Source organism: Nonomuraea maritima (genome assembly GCF_900100395.1).
In the GTDB taxonomy this organism is placed as follows: Bacteria; Actinomycetota; Actinomycetes; order Streptosporangiales; family Streptosporangiaceae; genus Nonomuraea; species Nonomuraea maritima.
Genome location: NZ_FNFB01000005.1, coordinates 222,270 through 238,209, shown reverse-complemented (window position 1 = coordinate 238,209; position 15,940 = coordinate 222,270). Strand labels below are relative to the sequence as shown.

Annotated in this window: 16 protein-coding genes; all 16 read right to left on the bottom strand. The window is 69.1% G+C overall.

Translation table 11 applies throughout. From position 1 onward, the window contains the following. Positions 1-66: 66 nt before the first annotated feature. A complete protein-coding gene (gene atpD, locus BLR04_RS11820) occupies positions 67-1,515 on the bottom strand; it encodes a F0F1 ATP synthase subunit beta (RefSeq protein WP_090762692.1) in 1,449 nt (482 codons plus the stop codon). Between the two features lies 1 nt (position 1,516). Beyond that, positions 1,517-2,419 (bottom strand): F0F1 ATP synthase subunit gamma, encoded by a 903-nt coding sequence (locus BLR04_RS11815; protein ID WP_090762690.1) that lies wholly within the window; start codon positions 2,417-2,419, stop codon positions 1,517-1,519. Positions 2,420-2,422: 3 nt separating this feature from the next. After that, positions 2,423-4,072, bottom strand: coding sequence for a F0F1 ATP synthase subunit alpha (atpA, locus tag BLR04_RS11810; RefSeq protein WP_090762688.1), 1,650 nt, complete (start codon positions 4,070-4,072; stop codon positions 2,423-2,425). 23 nt (positions 4,073-4,095) lie between these two features. Further along, positions 4,096-4,905, bottom strand: a complete 810-nt coding sequence (locus BLR04_RS11805; RefSeq protein ID WP_090762686.1) for a F0F1 ATP synthase subunit delta — start codon at positions 4,903-4,905, stop codon at positions 4,096-4,098. Beyond that, a complete protein-coding gene (locus BLR04_RS11800) occupies positions 4,905-5,462 on the bottom strand; it encodes a F0F1 ATP synthase subunit B (protein ID WP_090762684.1) in 558 nt (185 codons plus the stop codon). Before BLR04_RS11800 ends, BLR04_RS11805 begins: the two co-directional genes overlap by 1 nt. 34 nt (positions 5,463-5,496) lie before the next feature. Beyond that, positions 5,497-5,727, bottom strand: coding sequence for an ATP synthase F0 subunit C (atpE, locus tag BLR04_RS11795; protein ID WP_090762682.1), 231 nt, complete (start codon positions 5,725-5,727; stop codon positions 5,497-5,499). Positions 5,728-5,797: 70 nt separating this feature from the next. Then, complete coding sequence (atpB, locus tag BLR04_RS11790; protein WP_090762680.1) at positions 5,798-6,592, bottom strand: F0F1 ATP synthase subunit A; 795 nt, start codon at positions 6,590-6,592, stop codon at positions 5,798-5,800. A gap of 67 nt (positions 6,593-6,659) precedes the next feature. Next, entirely contained in the window at positions 6,660-6,875 is a 216-nt protein-coding gene (locus BLR04_RS11785) for an AtpZ/AtpI family protein (protein ID WP_245740188.1), read from the bottom strand. A gap of 65 nt (positions 6,876-6,940) precedes the next feature. After that, positions 6,941-7,363, bottom strand: a complete 423-nt coding sequence (locus BLR04_RS11780) for a Cg1360 family ATP-synthase-associated protein (protein ID WP_090762678.1) — start codon at positions 7,361-7,363, stop codon at positions 6,941-6,943. Between the two features lie 128 nt (positions 7,364-7,491). Continuing rightward, complete coding sequence (locus BLR04_RS11775) at positions 7,492-8,781, bottom strand: glycosyltransferase family 4 protein (RefSeq protein ID WP_090762676.1); 1,290 nt, start codon at positions 8,779-8,781, stop codon at positions 7,492-7,494. Between the two features lie 57 nt (positions 8,782-8,838). Beyond that, positions 8,839-10,104, bottom strand: a complete 1,266-nt coding sequence (locus tag BLR04_RS11770; RefSeq protein ID WP_090762674.1) for a serine hydroxymethyltransferase — start codon at positions 10,102-10,104, stop codon at positions 8,839-8,841. A 64-nt stretch (positions 10,105-10,168) separates the two neighbouring features. Next, a complete protein-coding gene (locus BLR04_RS11765) occupies positions 10,169-10,543 on the bottom strand; it encodes a hypothetical protein (RefSeq protein WP_090762672.1) in 375 nt (124 codons plus the stop codon). 166 nt (positions 10,544-10,709) lie between these two features. Further along, on the bottom strand, positions 10,710-13,259 hold the full coding sequence (locus BLR04_RS40555; RefSeq protein WP_176903038.1) for a hypothetical protein: 2,550 nt from the start codon (positions 13,257-13,259) through the stop codon (positions 10,710-10,712). 88 nt (positions 13,260-13,347) lie between these two features. Continuing rightward, complete coding sequence (locus BLR04_RS11750) at positions 13,348-13,995, bottom strand: L-threonylcarbamoyladenylate synthase (RefSeq protein WP_090762666.1); 648 nt, start codon at positions 13,993-13,995, stop codon at positions 13,348-13,350. A 9-nt stretch (positions 13,996-14,004) separates the two neighbouring features. Further along, entirely contained in the window at positions 14,005-14,859 is an 855-nt protein-coding gene (gene prmC, locus BLR04_RS11745) for a peptide chain release factor N(5)-glutamine methyltransferase (RefSeq protein ID WP_090762664.1), read from the bottom strand. Next, positions 14,856-15,908, bottom strand: a complete 1,053-nt coding sequence (prfA, locus tag BLR04_RS11740) for a peptide chain release factor 1 (RefSeq protein ID WP_090762662.1) — start codon at positions 15,906-15,908, stop codon at positions 14,856-14,858. Before prfA ends, prmC begins: the two co-directional genes overlap by 4 nt. Between the last annotated feature and the right edge of the window lie 32 nt (positions 15,909-15,940).

Below are 15,940 nucleotides of genomic sequence, written 5' to 3'. Positions count from 1 at the left end.
TGTAGGTTCCTTTCCGATCAGATGGCGGCGCGACCCGGGCGGGGTCGCGCCGACCACCAGGGGCGATTAGCGGCGCTCGAGTTCCTTGGCCTTGGCGATGGCCTGGTCGATGCCGCCGACCATGAAGAACGCCTGCTCGGGCAGGTGGTCGTACTCACCCGCGCAGAGGCCCTTGAAGGAGGCGATGGTCTCGTCGAGCGGCACGGTCTCGCCGGGCTGGCCGGTGAAGGCCTCGGCCGCGTACATCGGGTGCGACAGGAAGCGCTCGATGCGGCGGGCCCGCTGGACGGTGACCTTGTCCTCTTCGGACAGCTCGTCGATACCGAGGATCGCGATGATGTCCTGGAGCTCGCGGTACTTCTGCAGGATCCGCTTGGTCTCCTGGGCCACCCGGTAGTGCTCCTCGCCCACGATCTGCGGGTCGAGGATGCGGGAGGAGGAGTCGAGCGGGTCGACCGCCGGGTAGATGCCCTTCTCCGAGATCGGCCGCGACAGAACGGTCTGCGCGTCGAGGTGCGCGAACGCGTTGTGCGGGGCCGGGTCGGTGATGTCGTCGGCGGGGACGTAGATCGCCTGCATGGAGGTGATCGAGTGACCGCGCGTCGAGGTGATGCGCTCCTGGAGCACACCCATCTCGTCGGCCAGCGTCGGCTGGTAACCCACGGCGGACGGCATACGGCCGAGCAGCGTGGAGACCTCGGAACCGGCCTGCGTGAAGCGGAAGATGTTGTCGATGAAGAGCAGCACGTCCTGCTTCTGCACATCGCGGAAGTACTCCGCCATGGTCAGCGCCGACAGCGCCACGCGCAGACGCGTGCCCGGCGGCTCGTCCATCTGGCCGAAGACGAGCGCGGTGTCCTTGAGGACGTCCGCCTCCTCCATCTCCAGCCAGAGGTCGTTGCCCTCACGGGTACGCTCGCCCACACCGGCGAAGCACGAGGTGCCACCGAAGTTGCGGGCGACGCGGCGGATCATCTCCTGGATCAGAACGGTCTTGCCGACGCCGGCGCCACCGAACAGACCGATCTTTCCACCCTGCACGTACGGGGTGAGCAGGTCGATGACCTTGATGCCGGTGACCAGCAGCTCCGTGCGGGACTCGAGCTGGTCGAAGGGCGGCGACGGGCGGTGGATGCCCCACCGCTCCTCGATCTTGAGCGACGCGGTGGGCACGTCGAGCGTCTCGCCCAGCGCGTTCCACACGTGGCCCTTGACGACGTCGCCGACCGGCACGGAGATGGGAGCGCCGGTGTCGGTCACAGCCTGGCCGCGGACCATGCCGTCGGTGGGCTGCATCGAGATGGCGCGGACGAGGTTGTCACCCAGGTGCTGGGCGACCTCGAGGGTCAGGGTCTTGGTCTCGCCGCCGAGGGTCACCTCGACGTGGAGCGCGTTGTAGATGTCGGGCATCGACTCGACGGAGAACTCCACGTCGACGACGGCGCCGGTAACGCGTGCCACGCGGCCAGTGCCGGCCGCGGGGGCTTCTACAGTTTCAACAGCCTCTGCAGTCATTTCACTCTTTCCCCGCTGCGGCGTCAGCGAGCGCGTTGGCGCCACCGACGATCTCGCTGATTTCCTGGGTGATCTCGGCCTGGCGAGCCTGGTTCATCTGCTGGGTCAGCACCCGCATCAGCTCGTTGGCGTTGTCGGTCGCGGACTTCATCGCACGCCGCCGCGCGGCCTCCTCGGAGGCCGCGGACTGCAGCAGCGCCGTGAAGATGCGGGACTCCACGTAACGCGGAAGCAGCGACTCCAGCACGTCGGCCGCGGTGGGCTCGAACTCGAAGTACGGCGGGATCGTCGTGGTCTCCGTCGCCTCGGTCTCCTCGACCTCCAGCGGCAGGACTCGCTTGACCACGACGTTCTGCGTGAGCATCGAGACGAACTCGGTCGAGACGATGTGGATCTCGTCGATGCCGTTGTCGTCCTTGAACGACTCGATCAGCGTGTTCGCGATCTCCTTGGCGTCGCTGTAGGCCGGCTTACGCGTGAAGCCGACCCAGCTGCCGCCCATCTCGCGGTTGCGGAAGGTGTGCCAGCCGACACCCTTGCGCCCCGTGACGAACGGCACGACGCTGAGGCCGCGGCCTTCCAGGTGACCGCGCAGGGCCTCGGCCTCGCGCAGCACGTTGGCGTTGAAGCCGCCGGCGAACCCGCTGTCACTGGTGACGATGAGGACGCCCGCCTTGGCGGGGTTGTCCTTCGCCACAGTCAGCGGATGGTCGACGCTGGCCGCGTTGCTGACGACGCCCGTGACGGCGCGAGTGATCTCGCGCTCGTACGGGATCGCCGCCTGCATCCGCTGCTGCGCCTTCACGATCCGTGAGGAGGCGATGAGCTCCTGGGCGCGGGTGATCTTCGCGGTCGACTTGACCGAGGTGATCCGCCGCCGCAGCAGCCTGAGCTGGGCACCCATGGCCTACTTCTCCGCCGCCGGACGGACGACCTTCTTGATCTTCTCCTGGCCGACCTCGTCCGCGTCGAGCGGCGCCACCGGCTCGTCCTTGACCAGCAGGTCACCCGAGGAGGTGGTGAAGCCCTTCTTGAACTCCGTGATGGCGTCCTTGAGCGCGGTCACCGCGTCGTCGGGAAGCTCGTTGGTCTCACGGATGCCCTCGAGGATGCCCTTGTGGGAGGACTGCAGGTAGTCGAGGAACTCCGTCTCGAAGCGGCGGACGTCCTCGACCGGAACCTCGTCGAGCTCACCGGTGGTGCCGGACCACACCGACACGACCTGCTTCTCGACGGGGAACGGAGCGTACTGCGGCTGCTTGAGCAGCTCGACCAGGCGCTGACCGCGGTCGAGCTGGGCCCGCGAGGCCGCGTCGAGGTCGGAGGCGAACGCGGCGAACGCCTCGAGGTCGCGGTACTGCGACAGCGACAGCTTCAGCGTGCCCGCCACCTTGCGCATGGCCTTGACCTGAGCGGAACCACCGACTCGGGAGACCGAGATACCGACGTTGATCGCCGGGCGGACGCCGGCGTTGAACAGGTCGGTCTCAAGGAAGCACTGGCCGTCGGTGATGGAGATGACGTTGGTCGGGATGAACGCCGACACGTCGTTGCCCTTGGTCTCGATGATCGGCAGACCCGTCATCGAGCCACCGCCCATGTCGTTGGAGAGCTTGGCGCAGCGCTCCAGCAGACGGGAGTGGAGGTAGAAGACGTCGCCGGGGAAGGCCTCGCGGCCCGGCGGGCGACGCAGCAGCAGGGACACGGCGCGGTAGGCGTCGGCCTGCTTGGTCAGGTCGTCGAAGACGATCAGGACGTGCTTGCCCTGGTACATCCAGTGCTGGCCGATGGCCGAGCCGGTGTAGGGGGCAAGGTACTTGTAGCCGGCCGGGTCGGAGGCAGGGGCGGCGACGATGGTGGTGTACTCCATCGCGCCCGCCTCCTCGAGGCGAGCACGCACCTGCGCGATCGTCGAGCCCTTCTGGCCGACCGCGACGTAGACGCAGCGCACCTGCTGCTCGGGGTCACCCGAGAGCCAGCCCTGGCGCTGGTTGAGGATGGTGTCAACGGCGATCGCGGTCTTGCCGGTGCCACGGTCGCCGATGATCAGCTGACGCTGACCGCGGCCGATCGGGGTCATGGCGTCGATCGCCTTGATGCCGGTCTGCAGCGGCTGCTTCACCGGCTGCCGCTGCACGACCGTGGGGGCCTGCAGCTCGAGGGCGCGGCGGCCCTCGGACTCGATGGCGCCCTTGCCGTCGAGGGGGTTGCCCAGCGGGTCGACCACGCGACCGAGGAAGTTGTCGCCGACGGGCACGGACAGGACCTCGCCCGTCCGGCGGACCGTCTGGCCCTCCTCGATGCCGCTGAACTCACCCAGGATCACGACACCGATCTCACGGGTGTCGAGGTTGAGTGCCAGGCCGCGCGTGCCGTTCTCGAACTCGAGCAGCTCGTTCGCCATCGCCGAGGGAAGGCCGGAGACATGGGCAATGCCGTCGCCGGCGTCGACGACGGTCCCGATCTCCTCGCGCGCGGCGCCTTCCGGTTCGTACGCCTGGACGAAGCGCTCAAGCGCGTCCCGGATCTCGTCCGGCCGGATCGTAAGCTCCGCCATCTCTACTCTGTCTCCCTATTCGCCTAGCCGGCCAACCGGCGGCGGACTTCTTCGATTCGTCCCACAATGGTGGTGTCGATGATCTCGTCGCCGATGCGGACCGAGAACCCACCGAGCACTCGCTTGTCGACCTCGACGTTCAGATGCACGTCGCGGCCGTACGAGGTGCGCAGCCACGTCGTGAGGCGCTGCTTCTGCGCCTCGGACAGCTCGACCGCGCTGCGCACCACCGCTACCAGGCGCTGGCGCTGCTCGGCCACGAGCTCGCCGACCTCTTCGAGGCCGGTTTCCAGGCTACGCCCGCGAGGGTGCAGCACGAGCTGCGTGATGAGGCGCAGGCTGGTCGGCGCGACCTTGCCGCTGAGCAGGTCGCGCAGCAGCGCACGCTTGCCCTCCTCGGACGCGTTGGCGTCCGTGAGCGCGCGACGCAGGTCGGGGTTGGCGGCGACGATGCGGCCGAAGCGGAAGAGCTCGTCCTCCACCTCGTCGAGTCGCGACTGGCTCTCGGCCTCCGCGGCCGCCGCCACGACGCCGAGCCGCTCCAGCACGTCGGGCAGATCGCCGGCCCGCGACCACCGGGCCGCCGCGGCGGCCTCGACGGTGGCGATGGCCGCCTCGCCGACCTTGCCCGACAGGAGCGACCGCACGACGCCCGACTTCTGCTCGACCGGCCCCGCCGGGTCGGACAGGGCGCGGCGCAGGCCGTGCTCACGGTCGAGCAGATCCGCGACCGCGAACAGCTCGTCGGAGAGCGTACCGAGGTCGGCACTTCCGGCGACCGCGTTGAAGCGCTCTTCGACGTCGGCCAGCGAGGCCCTGCTCAGACCGCGCATCAGCGCACCGCCTGCGCGTTCGAGCCCTCAAGCTCGTCGAGGAAGCGGTCGACGATACGGCTCTGGCGCGCCTCGTCCTCGAGCGACTCGCCCACGATGCGGCCGGCCAGATCGGTCGACAGGCGACCGATCTCCGTACGGAGCTGCGCGAACGCGGCCTGGCGGTCGGCCTCGATCTGGGCGTGCGCCGCCTCGACGAGCCGGCGTGCCTCGGCCTGAGCTTCCTCGCGGAGTTCGGCCTTGATCTGGGCGGCCTGCTCCCGTGCCTCCTCGCGCAGACGCGCGGCCTCGTGCCTGGCCTCGGCCAGCTGGTCGCGGTACTGCTGCTGCAGGGCCTGAGCCTCGGCCTGGGCCTCCTCGGCCCTCTTGATGCCACCCTCGATCGCGTCGGTCCGCTCGGCCAGCGTCTTCTGGATGCGCGGGACGAGGATCTTGCCGACGACGAAGAGGACGACGAGGAACGAGAAGATACCGACGACGAGCTCGTACGTGTGCGGGATGAGCGGGTTGGCCCCGTGCTCTTCCGGCGCGGCGAGGATCGTAGCTGCTTTGATCATGGGTGCAGCCTTTCGTCAGGGATTCTTCTGGTCGTCAGATGGCCTGGAAGATGAACGGCGCGACCAGACCGAGCAGGGCGAGGGCCTCGGTGAGGACGAAGCCGAGGAGCATGTTCTGGCGAATCAGGCCGTACGCCTCCGGCTGGCGGGCGATGGCCTGCACGCCCTGACCGAAGATGATGCCGACGCCGATGCCGGGGCCGATGGCGGCGAGACCGTAACCGATGGCGGTGACGTTGCCGGAGACCTCAGCGAGAATGCTCATTGCGGTTATTCCTTTACTGGACGGCCGGTGAAGCGGAGTATCACCGGTCATGGATATTCCGGTATGGGTCTCAGTGATCTGCGTGCAATGAGCCACCGATGTACATCGATGCCAGCATCGCGAAGAGGAACGCCTGCAGGAACTGAATGAAGATCTCGAACGCCGTGAAGATGATGGTCATCACGACGCCGATGACGCCGACGCCGACCCCGAGCGGGGTCAGCTTCTCGAACAGGAACCAGAAACCGACCATGCTGAAGAACGCGAGCAGCATGTGGCCGGCGAACATGTTCGCGAAAAGTCGAACGGCGTGCGTGAACGGCGCGATGACCAGGTTCGAGAGGAACTCGATCGGCGACAGCAGCAGGTAGATCGGCTTCGGCAGACCGGGGGGGAACATCATGTTCCGGAAGTAACCCCATCCGCCCTGGTGCTTGACACCGAGGTAGATCTTGAGCACGTAGATCGAGATCGCGAGGACCGCGGGGAAGGCGATGTGGGCCGCCACCGGGAACTGGGCGATCGGGATGACGCCCATGATGTTCCAGATGAAGACCAGGAAGAAAATGGTGACCAGCAGGCCCATGAAACGGTCGGCGTCCTTGCCCAGGAACGGCCGGGCGACCTGGTCACGCACGAACATGTAGCCGTACTCGACCATGTTCTGCACGCCCCGCGGCACCAGCTTCGGAGACGAGAAGGCCGCCCAGCACAAGCCGATCACGAGCAGCGCGCTGATGACCGCCAGGAGCACCGGCTTGGTGAACCATTCGACCCCCGGAATGATCGGAGGAAGCTGGAAAAGCGAGTCTGGCGTCGGCGCGCCGAACTGGTCGCCAGGAGCTGGGGCCGTCAGCGTAATCACGCGGCGTTCCCTTCAACGTCGTAGTGGATCACAAGAGTTTCCTCGGCGGAGTCATCGCTGTGTCTGACTAGCGAGAGAACTTCCGGTAGGCCAGATAGCCGGCAAGAACCAGCCCCAGCACGATGCCTATCGGAAAGAACGCGGACATGTCGAGCCAGCGGTCCAGCAACCAGCCGATGCCTCCATATATCGCCATCCCGGCAAGTAGATAGCTGGGGACGGACCACATGGCGTCGGCGAAGTCGCGACCGTCTTCGTCGGGTCGGCGTTCCTGTGCGCACATCGCGGGGCCGACGATAGCAGGCGAGCAGAGGACTAGTCATATCGGACCCCGCCCGGATGTCAGCCTCATGAGTCACCTTGTCCAGGTACTCGGGCTTCGGGATCGACATAAAGCATCTTGGTCTTGACGAAAGCGCGGACCTCGAAGGCCGTCCACACCACCGTGCAGACGACGACCGCCCATGCGAAAGCACGGGAATTCCACGCGGTCGAATGACCGAACGCGCTCAGCATGACCAGGATGGCGATGACCTTGACGAGATAACTCAGCATCGCGGCGATGGCCATCATCTGCGGGGAGACACGCGCCGCGTAGGAGACGACGACGACGCTGATGCTGAAGAACACGGCCACGAGCACGGCGCCGATGGCGGCGCCCAGCGCGCCCTCGAAACCGGCCGTCAGTGCGGCCACGACCAACGTGATCACGCCGGCCGCAGCGGTCGGCATGGCGGCGCTCTTGAGTACGCGCACGTCGTTGGCCTGCATCGATGCTCCATCACCCTGTTGTCAAGCGAGCGTTTGCTACCTCCAGAACCGGGGCCTGGAGTCCTTGCTCGTGAAAGATATCACAAGCTCTCAGAGGACTGCTTTTACCTGCCGTTTCCAGTCGGCGGTCACGGTCGTGTCGGGAAAACCGGAATGGCCGTTTTGTCCTCTGCTGTCGCGCGTCCCGTCGGCGGGCCGTCGTCGCGCGGATGCTGTGACCGTACCGGATCGTCCGGAAGGATCGGCGGCATCGGCCCCGTCGGCGGGCCGTCGTCGTCGGGCTCGTTGCCGCGGGAGGACCGGCGCGCCCCGCCCCTGCCCCGCCAGCGCGGTGCCGCCATCAGCAGCACCAGCACGGTCACCGCCACCACGACGACCACCGGGAACAGCACCACGGGCACGCCTTCCCTGGCCAGCAGCACCATGCTGAAGGCGAACAGGAACGCCCACGCGTACATGATCAGCACCGAACGGCGGTGCGAGTGGCCGATGTCGAGCAGCCGGTGGTGCAGGTGACCGCGGTCGGGGGCGAACGGCGACAGACCGAGCGAGGTCCGCCGCACCACCGCGGTGATCAGGTCGATCAGCGGGAGGACCAGCACCGCCGCCGGCAGCAGCAGCGGCAGGAACACCGGCACCTTGTTCATCTCGTCGATGGCGGCCGGGTCGAGCGGGGTCACCGTCACGATCGAGGAGGCCAGCACGAGACCGATGAGCATCGCGCCCGTGTCGCCCATGAAGATCTTCGCCGGATGGAAGTTGTGCGGCAGGAACCCCAGGCAGGTGCCGATGAGGACGGCGGCGATGGCCGCCGTCGTGGTGATGTTGCCCACACTCATGCTCTGGGCCAGGAAGATCGAGTAGGCCCAGGTGGCCATGGCCGCGATGCAGACGATGCCGGCCGCGAGCCCGTCGAGCCCGTCGACGAAGTTGACCGCGTTGATCGTCACGACCACCACCATGATGGTGATGATGGTGCTCAGGGTGTAGTCGAGGCTGGTGGAGCCGCCCCAGTCCTTCGGCAGCGGGATGTAGAGCAGCCGCATGTTGAAGAAGACCAGCACACCGGCCGCCGCGATCTGCCCGCCGAGCTTGATGAAGGCGTCCATGCCCCACCAGTCGTCGAGGAAGCCGGTGAGCGTGATGAGCGCCCCGGCGACGATGAGCGCGGTGACCGCGTTGGTGTCGGACTCGGCCAGCGCTCCCCCGGTGTGGGTGAGCTGGGACGCCGTCAGCAGGCCCACCACCAGCCCGCCGTACATCGCGAGACCGCCCAGCCGTGGCGTGGGCGTGGTGTGCACGTCGCGCGCGCGAACCTCGGGCATGGCACCGATGCGGATGGCGAAGCGGCGCACCAGCGGGACCAGCAGGTAGGTCACCGCCGCGGAGATGAGCGCCATGAAGAGGTATTCGCGCACGGACCTAGTTTCCCGGATACTTCGGCCACCTGTGACCGGAAAACGACTCAGACCCGCTTAAGATTCGCTGAGATATGGCCGATGGATGGCAAGAAGCGCCGCCACCGCCTCCCTGACCTCGCCGGTGCTCTCCGGGTGCCGCACAGCCCTGTTGACCAGCGCTCCCACCTCTTTGAGATCCTCCGGGCCCATGCCCTGCGTGGTCACGCACGGCGTCCCCACGCGGATCCCCGACGTGGTCGCGGCGGGTTCCGGATCGTACGGAATAACGTTCCTGTTCAGTGTGATCCCGGCCGCCGCGCACCTGCGCTCGGCCTCGGCCCCCGACACCCCCGTCGCGCGCAGGTCGATCAGCGCGAGGTGGGTGTCGGTGCCTCCTGAGACCGCCCGCATGCCCTCGACGGCCAGCGCGTCCGTGAGCGCCCGCGCGTTCGCGATCGTGCGCCGGGCGTACTCGGCGAACTCCGGCCGCATCGCCTCCCCGAAGGCCACCGCCTTGGCCGCCACCGCGTTCATCAGCGGCCCTCCCTGGATGAACGGGAACACCGCCCGGTCGATCCGGCCGGCCAGCTCCTCGGTGCACAGGATCCCGCCGCCGCGCGGCCCGCGCAGCGTCTTGTGCGTGGTGAACGTCACGACGTCCGCGTACGGCACCGCCGACGGGATCGCGCCGCCCGCCATCAACCCGATCGGGTGCGCCACGTCGGCCAGCAACCACGCCCCGACCTCGTCGGCGATGCCGCGGAAGGCCATGTAGTCGAGCAGCCTCGGGTACGCGGTCGCCCCGCACACGATCAGCTTCGGCTGGTGCCGCAACGCCAGGTCGCGCACCTCGTCGTAGTCGACGAGCTCGGTGTCGCGCCGCACGCCGTACGACACGACGTCGAACCACCTGCCCGAGAAGTTCACCTTGGAGCCGTGGGTGAGATGGCCGCCGTGCGGCAGCGCCATGGCCAGCATGGTGTCACCGGGCTGCAGCAGGGCCGCGTACGCGGCGAGGTTGGCCGAGGCCCCCGAGTGCGGCTGGACGTTGGCGTGCTGCGCCCCGAACAGCTCGCGCGCCCGCTCCACCGCCAGCCTCTCGGCCCGGTCCACGACCTCGCAGCCGCCGTAGTAGCGCCTGCCGGGATAGCCCTCGGCGTACTTGTCGGTGAGCGTCGAGCCGAGCGCGGCCAGGACGGCGGGCGAGGTGAAGTTCTCGCTCGCGATCAGCTGGATGCCGCCGCGCACCCGCTCGACCTCGTCGAGCAGGATCTGCGCGATCTCCGGATCCCGTTCGCGCAGCTGCCCGAAATCGGGCCCATAGTGCGGCTTCGCACCCATGACATCACTGTACGACCTGGTGTCCGTTTTCCCCATAAGACGGTGATGCCCGGTATTTCTGCCGTCACGGGAAGGCATGCGGTGCGTTGGCCGCGGTTTGAACCCACCGTGGGGTGTCGGCCGCCTCGTCGCTGATCGCGGTCAGCACGGAGTGGCGGTAGCGGTCGAGCCGGTTGCGCCACTCGCGGATGTCCTCGACGTACCGCTCCCCGACGGGCGCGTCCCACGTCTGCGGGCTCTTGGCCCGGCTGTACGCCTTGTCGAGAGCGGTGCTGAGTGTGTCCAGATGGGGCATCACAGCGTTCCATGCCTCGACCAGGCGTTGGTAGTCCGGGTTGAACTGCCAGGCCCGCTGAGGGGCGTCCAGGGGCCCGGCAGGCGCTATCGGCGGCTGCTCCCCCATCTCCCTCGCCCGCGGCGCCGGCGGATCGACATACATCAAACCCTCCCCCTCCCAAGAACCCTTTTACGTCCCACCAACCCGCGCCGGGCCCCACGGCCACGCACCCGGCCGCCCGAAGACACCGAGACACCCGAGTCTCCACGCGCGCTCCCCTCACGTACGGGCTCCACGCGCGCTCCCCTCACCTACGGGCTCCACGCGATCAAGCCTTTCTCTCCGGCGCGCTGGGGTCGATCGCACCGGTCGGCCCGTCCGGTCTCACATCCTCGGGCGCCCATGGGCCGGTGCCGTACTCACCGGGCGGCACCCGCACGGACGGCATCTCCATGGGCTGGACGTCACGGTGGTTCTCGACCATGGACCGGATCGCCTCCATGTCCGGCGCCCCGACCTCGACGGACACCACCCCTCCACCTCCCGCCGGCGGCACGTACCCAGCGCCACCGCCGCCATCCGGCGCGCCCCGCCCCATGTCGCCATCGACGGAGCCGGGTCGCCCGTAGCCCGTACGGGAGTCGCCCGCGCCTTCCCCGCCCTCGGGGGGCACGCCTTCCCGTCCGACGCCGGGGACGTCACCGGGCGTCCTGCCCGCCGCACCGCCATCCGGCACCGTCCCAGCGGGCGTCTCAGACCCGGGATTCGTCGGCGGAACCGTGACCGGCCGCCCCTGCTGACCGCTGTCAGCCCCACGCCCGCGATCATCGCCTTCCGACCCTGGACCACCCGCACCAGCGCCCCGATCACCCGCACCCCGAACACCGTCGTCCCGAACCCCCGAACCCTGAGCACCGTCACCCGCACCCCGAACACCGTCGTCGCGAGCACCCGCGCCCTGAGCGTCATCACCTCCGCCGCCCGTCCGAGCACCGTCGTCGCGCGCGCCCGTGCCGTGGTTGCCTCTGTCCTCGCCCGGTCCGCCCTGGTCGCCGGGTTCCCGTCCGCCCGGAGCCTGGCCGCCGGTGCCGCGGTCGGCATCGTCCGCTGGTGGGGGCGTTCGCCCGGCGTCCGGAGAGGTGGGGGCGCAGTCGCCGTCTGCCGGGGGGTTGGGGAGCGGCATGTCGCCAGCGGAATTGCCGGGAGCGTTCGTGTCCGGCGGTGGGAGGGTGGAGCCGGCTGCGCCGGGGCCGCTGGGGTCGATGGAACCTACGCGGCCATCTGGACGGATGTCGCTCTCGGCCCACTCGCCCCTGCCGTACTCACCGGCCGGAACGTCCACGCTCGGCATGTTCTGCGGCGGGATGTCCCGGTGGTTGTCGATCACCGTGCCGATGGCGTCCAGGTCGGGCAGGCGGGCCTCGGCGGAGACCACCTCGTTGCCGTCCTTGGCCCACGCGCCGACGTTCGAGGCGCCGCCCGCGTCCGCCGCCCCGGCCGCGCCGGCGTCTCCGCCGCGTGCGGTCGAATCGGCGACGGTGTCGGCGGCGACGTGCGGCATCTCCGCCGGTCGTACATCGTCGGCGTTCTCGAGCAGGTCCTCGATCTGTTCGGCCGTCGGCGGGTCCAGCGGGATCTGCAGGACTTTGACCCCGTCGACCTCGACCACCTGAGGCTTGCCCACGCCATCGGCCCCAGCGGCGGCCGGCGAGTTCCCTCCGACGGCAGGAGGTTCGGTCCTCCCGTCGGCCCCGCCTCCCTGTGGGGCACCGGCGTTGCCGTCAGCCCCGCTCGCGCCGGGCACATCTGCCCCGCCAGGTGCACCGACGTTGCCACCGGCTCCGCTTCCACCTGGCATCTCGGCACCGCGGTCCGTACCCGTTCCGCCCGGCGCACCGGCCCTGCCGTCGGTTCCGGTTCCGGTTGGGGCGTCGGGTTTGCCGTCGCACCCCTCTGCACCTCGATCGGGTGCGGCACCGGCTCCTTCGCCCGTAGGCCGGTCGGTGGGTCGGTCGCCGGAGGGGTCAGCGGGCCTGCCACCGGTCCCGCCGTCCTGCCGGGGCCCCGCGTCCTGCCCAGGCCCGGCGCCCCTGCCCGCACCAGCACGCTCACCGTCGTCACAGGCGGCTCCATCGGAGCCCGCTCCCCGCACTCCCGAGCCGCTGTCGGCATCCGGCCTCTCCCCGACGCCAGGTTTCCCCTCGGCACCAGAACCGCCCTCGGGCCTGCTGGCCCCAGTGCCGGCGTCAGGCTTACCCTCGGCACCCGCACCGCCCTCGGGCTTTCCAGCCCCAGTGCCGGCGTCAGGCTTACCCTCGGCACCCGTACCACCCTCGGGCTTCCCGGCCCCAGTGCCGGCGTCAGGCTTCCCACCGGTGCCCGCACCGCCGTCGGGCTTCCCACCCGTACCACCGTTGGACTTGTCAGCCCCCGTACCGGTGTCTCGTTTCCCCTCGGCGCCCGCGCCGCCGTCGGGTTTCCCAGGCTTTGCGTCGGTTTCGGGACTGCTGCTGGAGCCCTTCCCCGTGTCGGGGTCGGGCTTGGCGCCCGGCTCTCTCCGGGCGTCGTCGCGGGGCTTGTCGTCCGATCCCTTCGCGGAGCTGTCGTCGGGCTTCAGGCGGTCGGGGCCGCCTGCGCCGTTCTTCTGACGCTCCTCGCGCTTCTCCAGTACGGCGAGACGCGCGTTGACGTCCTTGACCATCCGGTCGGCGTCGTCGGCGATCTGGGCCGGACGATGAGCCGCCGGTACGGACACCCCGGCACGGTTCATGGCGGCCCGCACACGCTCCTCGGCCCCGCGCATCTGCGCCGCCGCGTGCTTCACCTCAGCCAGCAAGTCGCGGACCAACTGCGGATCCATGCCGTCGAACTTGCCCATGGGCCACTCCCGGACGTCTCGCCGCTCCGGGCCTCACCGTAGTCAGGGCCCGCGGGCGATGGCGGCCGGAATAAGCAGCCGGTATACGTCAGTCGTCGGTGGCGACGTAGCCGATGATGCCGCGCAGCTTCTCCACCGGGATGGCCCCCCGGCGCAGCAGGCGCGGCACGGCCGTGGTGAGGTCGAGAATGGTGGACGGCGTGTTGTCATCGGTCTTGCCACCGTCGAGGTAGACCTCGACGGAGTCGCCGAGCTGCTCCTCGGCCTCGTCGACGGTCGTGGCGGCCGGCCTGCCGGAACGGTTGGCGCTGGAGACGGCCATCGGACCGGTCTCCTTGAGCAGGTCGAGCGCCACCGGGTGGAGCGGCATGCGGATGGCCACGGTGCCCTTGGTGTCGCCCAGGTCCCACGACAGCGCCCGGTTGGCCTTGCAGACCAGCGTGAGCGGCCCGGGCCAGAACGCGTCGACGAGGTCCTGCCCGTACGGCCCGAGGTCGTCGACCAGCGCCGTCGCGGCGCGGACGGTGCCCACGAGCACGGGCGGCGGCATGTCACGGCCCCGGCCCTTGGCCTCGAGCAACCCGGTCACGGCCGCCGGCGTGAACGCGTCGGCGCCGATGCCGTAGACGGTGTCGGTCGGAAGCACCACGAGCTCGCCCCGGCGTACGGCGGCCGCGGCCTCCAGGACGCCCGCGGTGCGTTGCGCGGCATCGGAGCAGTCAAATCGTCTTCCCACGCGTGCATCCTAGTCCTGGCCCAGACGGGCGGTGACGAAGCGGTCCCTTCGCGTGAGGTCCTGGCGCAGGCGCACGTCGCGCCAGCCGTTGTCCTCGGGGAAGGTCAGGTAGACCGCTCTACCCTGCTCGTCGGCGTGCTCGACGGCGACCCAGCCGCCGGGACGCAGCAGCCGGCGGGCGGTGCGTTCGACCGCGCGCACCTCGCCGAGCCCGTCGTCGCCGGAGCCGTACAGCGCTCTGGTCGGGTCGTAGTCGCGCACCTCGGGATCGCGCGGGATCGCGCCCGGCGGGATGTAGGGCGGGTTGGAGATGACCAGGTCGACCTTGCCGTTGAGCTCGGGCAGCGCCTCGGCGAGGTCTTCCGGGTGCAGGTGGGTACGGCCCTGACCCAGCTCGGTGATGTTGCGCTTGGCCCACGTGTACGCCGCCGGGTCGACCTCGATGGCGTGCACCTCGGCCAGCGCCACCTCCTGGGCGATCGACAGCGCGATGGCGCCTGAGCCGGTGCCGAGGTCGACGACGATCGGGGCGGTGACGTCCATCGCGCGCAGCGTCTCGATCGCCCAGCCCGCCATCACCTCGGTCTCGGGCCGCGGCACGAACACACCTGGCCCGACCGCGAGCTCCAGATAGCGGAAGTACGCGTGGCCGGTGATGTGCTGCAGTGGCTCACGGGCCGCCCGCCGGGAGATGCCCTCCCAGAACAATGCGTCGAAGTCGGCGTCCTTGACCGTGTGGAGCTCACTTCTCCGCACGCCGTGGACGAATGCCGCTATCTCCTCCGCATCGGTGCGCGGCGAAGGAACACCTGCCTCGGCCAGCCGAGCGGTGGCGAGAGCGATCTCGTCCAGCAGAAATGTCATGAGTGTTGTGCGAGCTTCTCCGCCATTTCGGCGTCGATGAGGGCCTGGGTGACGGCCTGGAGTTCGCCGTCGAGCACCTGGTCGAGGTTATACGCCTTGAAGCCGACGCGGTGGTCGGAGATACGGTTTTCCGGGAAGTTGTACGTGCGCACCCGCTCGGAGCGGTCGACGGTGCGGACCTGCGACTTGCGTTCGGCCTGGGCCGCCGCGTCGGCCTCCTCCTGGGCGATGGCCAGCAGCCGGGCGCGCAGGATGCGCAGCGCCGACTCCTTGTTCTGCAGCTGACTCTTCTCGTTCTGGCACGAGACGACGACACCCGTGGGCAGGTGGGTGATGCGGACCGCGGAGTCGGTCGTGTTGACGCTCTGACCGCCGGGGCCGCTGGAGCGGTAGACGTCGACGCGCAGGTCGTTGGGGTCGATCTGGACGTCGACCTCCTCGGCCTCCGGGTAGACGAGCACACCCGCGGCGCTGGTGTGGATGCGGCCCTGCGACTCGGTGACGGGCACCCGCTGCACGCGGTGGACGCCGCCTTCGTACTTGAGCCTGGACCACACGCCCTCGTCGCCCTTGGCCCGGATGCCGACCGTGACGTCCTTGTACCCGCCGAGGTCGGACGGCTGGCTGTCGATGATCTCGGTCTTCCAGCCGAGGCGCTCGGCGTAGCGGAGGTACATCCGCAGCAGGTCGCCCGCGAAGAGCGCGGACTCCTCGCCGCCCTCGCCCGCCTTGATCTCCATGATGATGTCCTTGTCATCGTTGGGATCGCGCGGGATGAGCAGATGCCGGAGCTTGTCCTCCAGCTGCGGGATGCGCTGTTCGAGCTCGGCCGCCTCGGCGGCGAAGGCTTCGTCCTCGCCCGCCAGTTCCTTGGCCGCCACCAGGTCGTCGCGCACCGACTCGAACTCGCGGTACGTCGTGACGATCGGCGTGAGCTGCGAGTAACGCCGGCCGAGGGTGCGGGCCTTGCTCTGGTCGGCATGCACGGCGGGATCGGCGAGCTGCGTCTCCAGCTCGGAATACTCCTTGAGCAACTCGTCGAGGTTCACCGTGTGTCCTTTTCGCTGGGTAGGGCCTTTTC

Excerpts from the sequence above, each read along its gene's own strand:
- atpD (WP_090762692.1), bottom strand. The coding sequence starts at position 1,515 with ATGACTGCAGAGGCTGTTGAAACTGTAGAAGCCCCCGCGGCCGGCACT.
- BLR04_RS11815 (WP_090762690.1), bottom strand. The coding sequence starts at position 2,419 with ATGGGTGCCCAGCTCAGGCTGCTGCGGCGGCGGATCACCTCGGTCAAG.
- atpA (WP_090762688.1), bottom strand. The coding sequence starts at position 4,072 with ATGGCGGAGCTTACGATCCGGCCGGACGAGATCCGGGACGCGCTTGAG.
- BLR04_RS11805 (WP_090762686.1), bottom strand. The coding sequence starts at position 4,905 with ATGCGCGGTCTGAGCAGGGCCTCGCTGGCCGACGTCGAAGAGCGCTTC.
- BLR04_RS11800 (WP_090762684.1), bottom strand. The coding sequence starts at position 5,462 with ATGATCAAAGCAGCTACGATCCTCGCCGCGCCGGAAGAGCACGGGGCC.
- atpE (WP_090762682.1), bottom strand. The coding sequence starts at position 5,727 with ATGAGCATTCTCGCTGAGGTCTCCGGCAACGTCACCGCCATCGGTTAC.
- BLR04_RS11785 (WP_245740188.1), bottom strand. The coding sequence starts at position 6,875 with ATGTGCGCACAGGAACGCCGACCCGACGAAGACGGTCGCGACTTCGCC.
- BLR04_RS11780 (WP_090762678.1), bottom strand. The coding sequence starts at position 7,363 with ATGCAGGCCAACGACGTGCGCGTACTCAAGAGCGCCGCCATGCCGACC.
- BLR04_RS11770 (WP_090762674.1), bottom strand. The coding sequence starts at position 10,104 with ATGGGTGCGAAGCCGCACTATGGGCCCGATTTCGGGCAGCTGCGCGAA.
- BLR04_RS11765 (WP_090762672.1), bottom strand. The coding sequence starts at position 10,543 with ATGTATGTCGATCCGCCGGCGCCGCGGGCGAGGGAGATGGGGGAGCAG.
- BLR04_RS40555 (WP_176903038.1), bottom strand. The coding sequence starts at position 13,259 with ATGGGCAAGTTCGACGGCATGGATCCGCAGTTGGTCCGCGACTTGCTG.
- prmC (WP_090762664.1), bottom strand. The coding sequence starts at position 14,859 with ATGACATTTCTGCTGGACGAGATCGCTCTCGCCACCGCTCGGCTGGCC.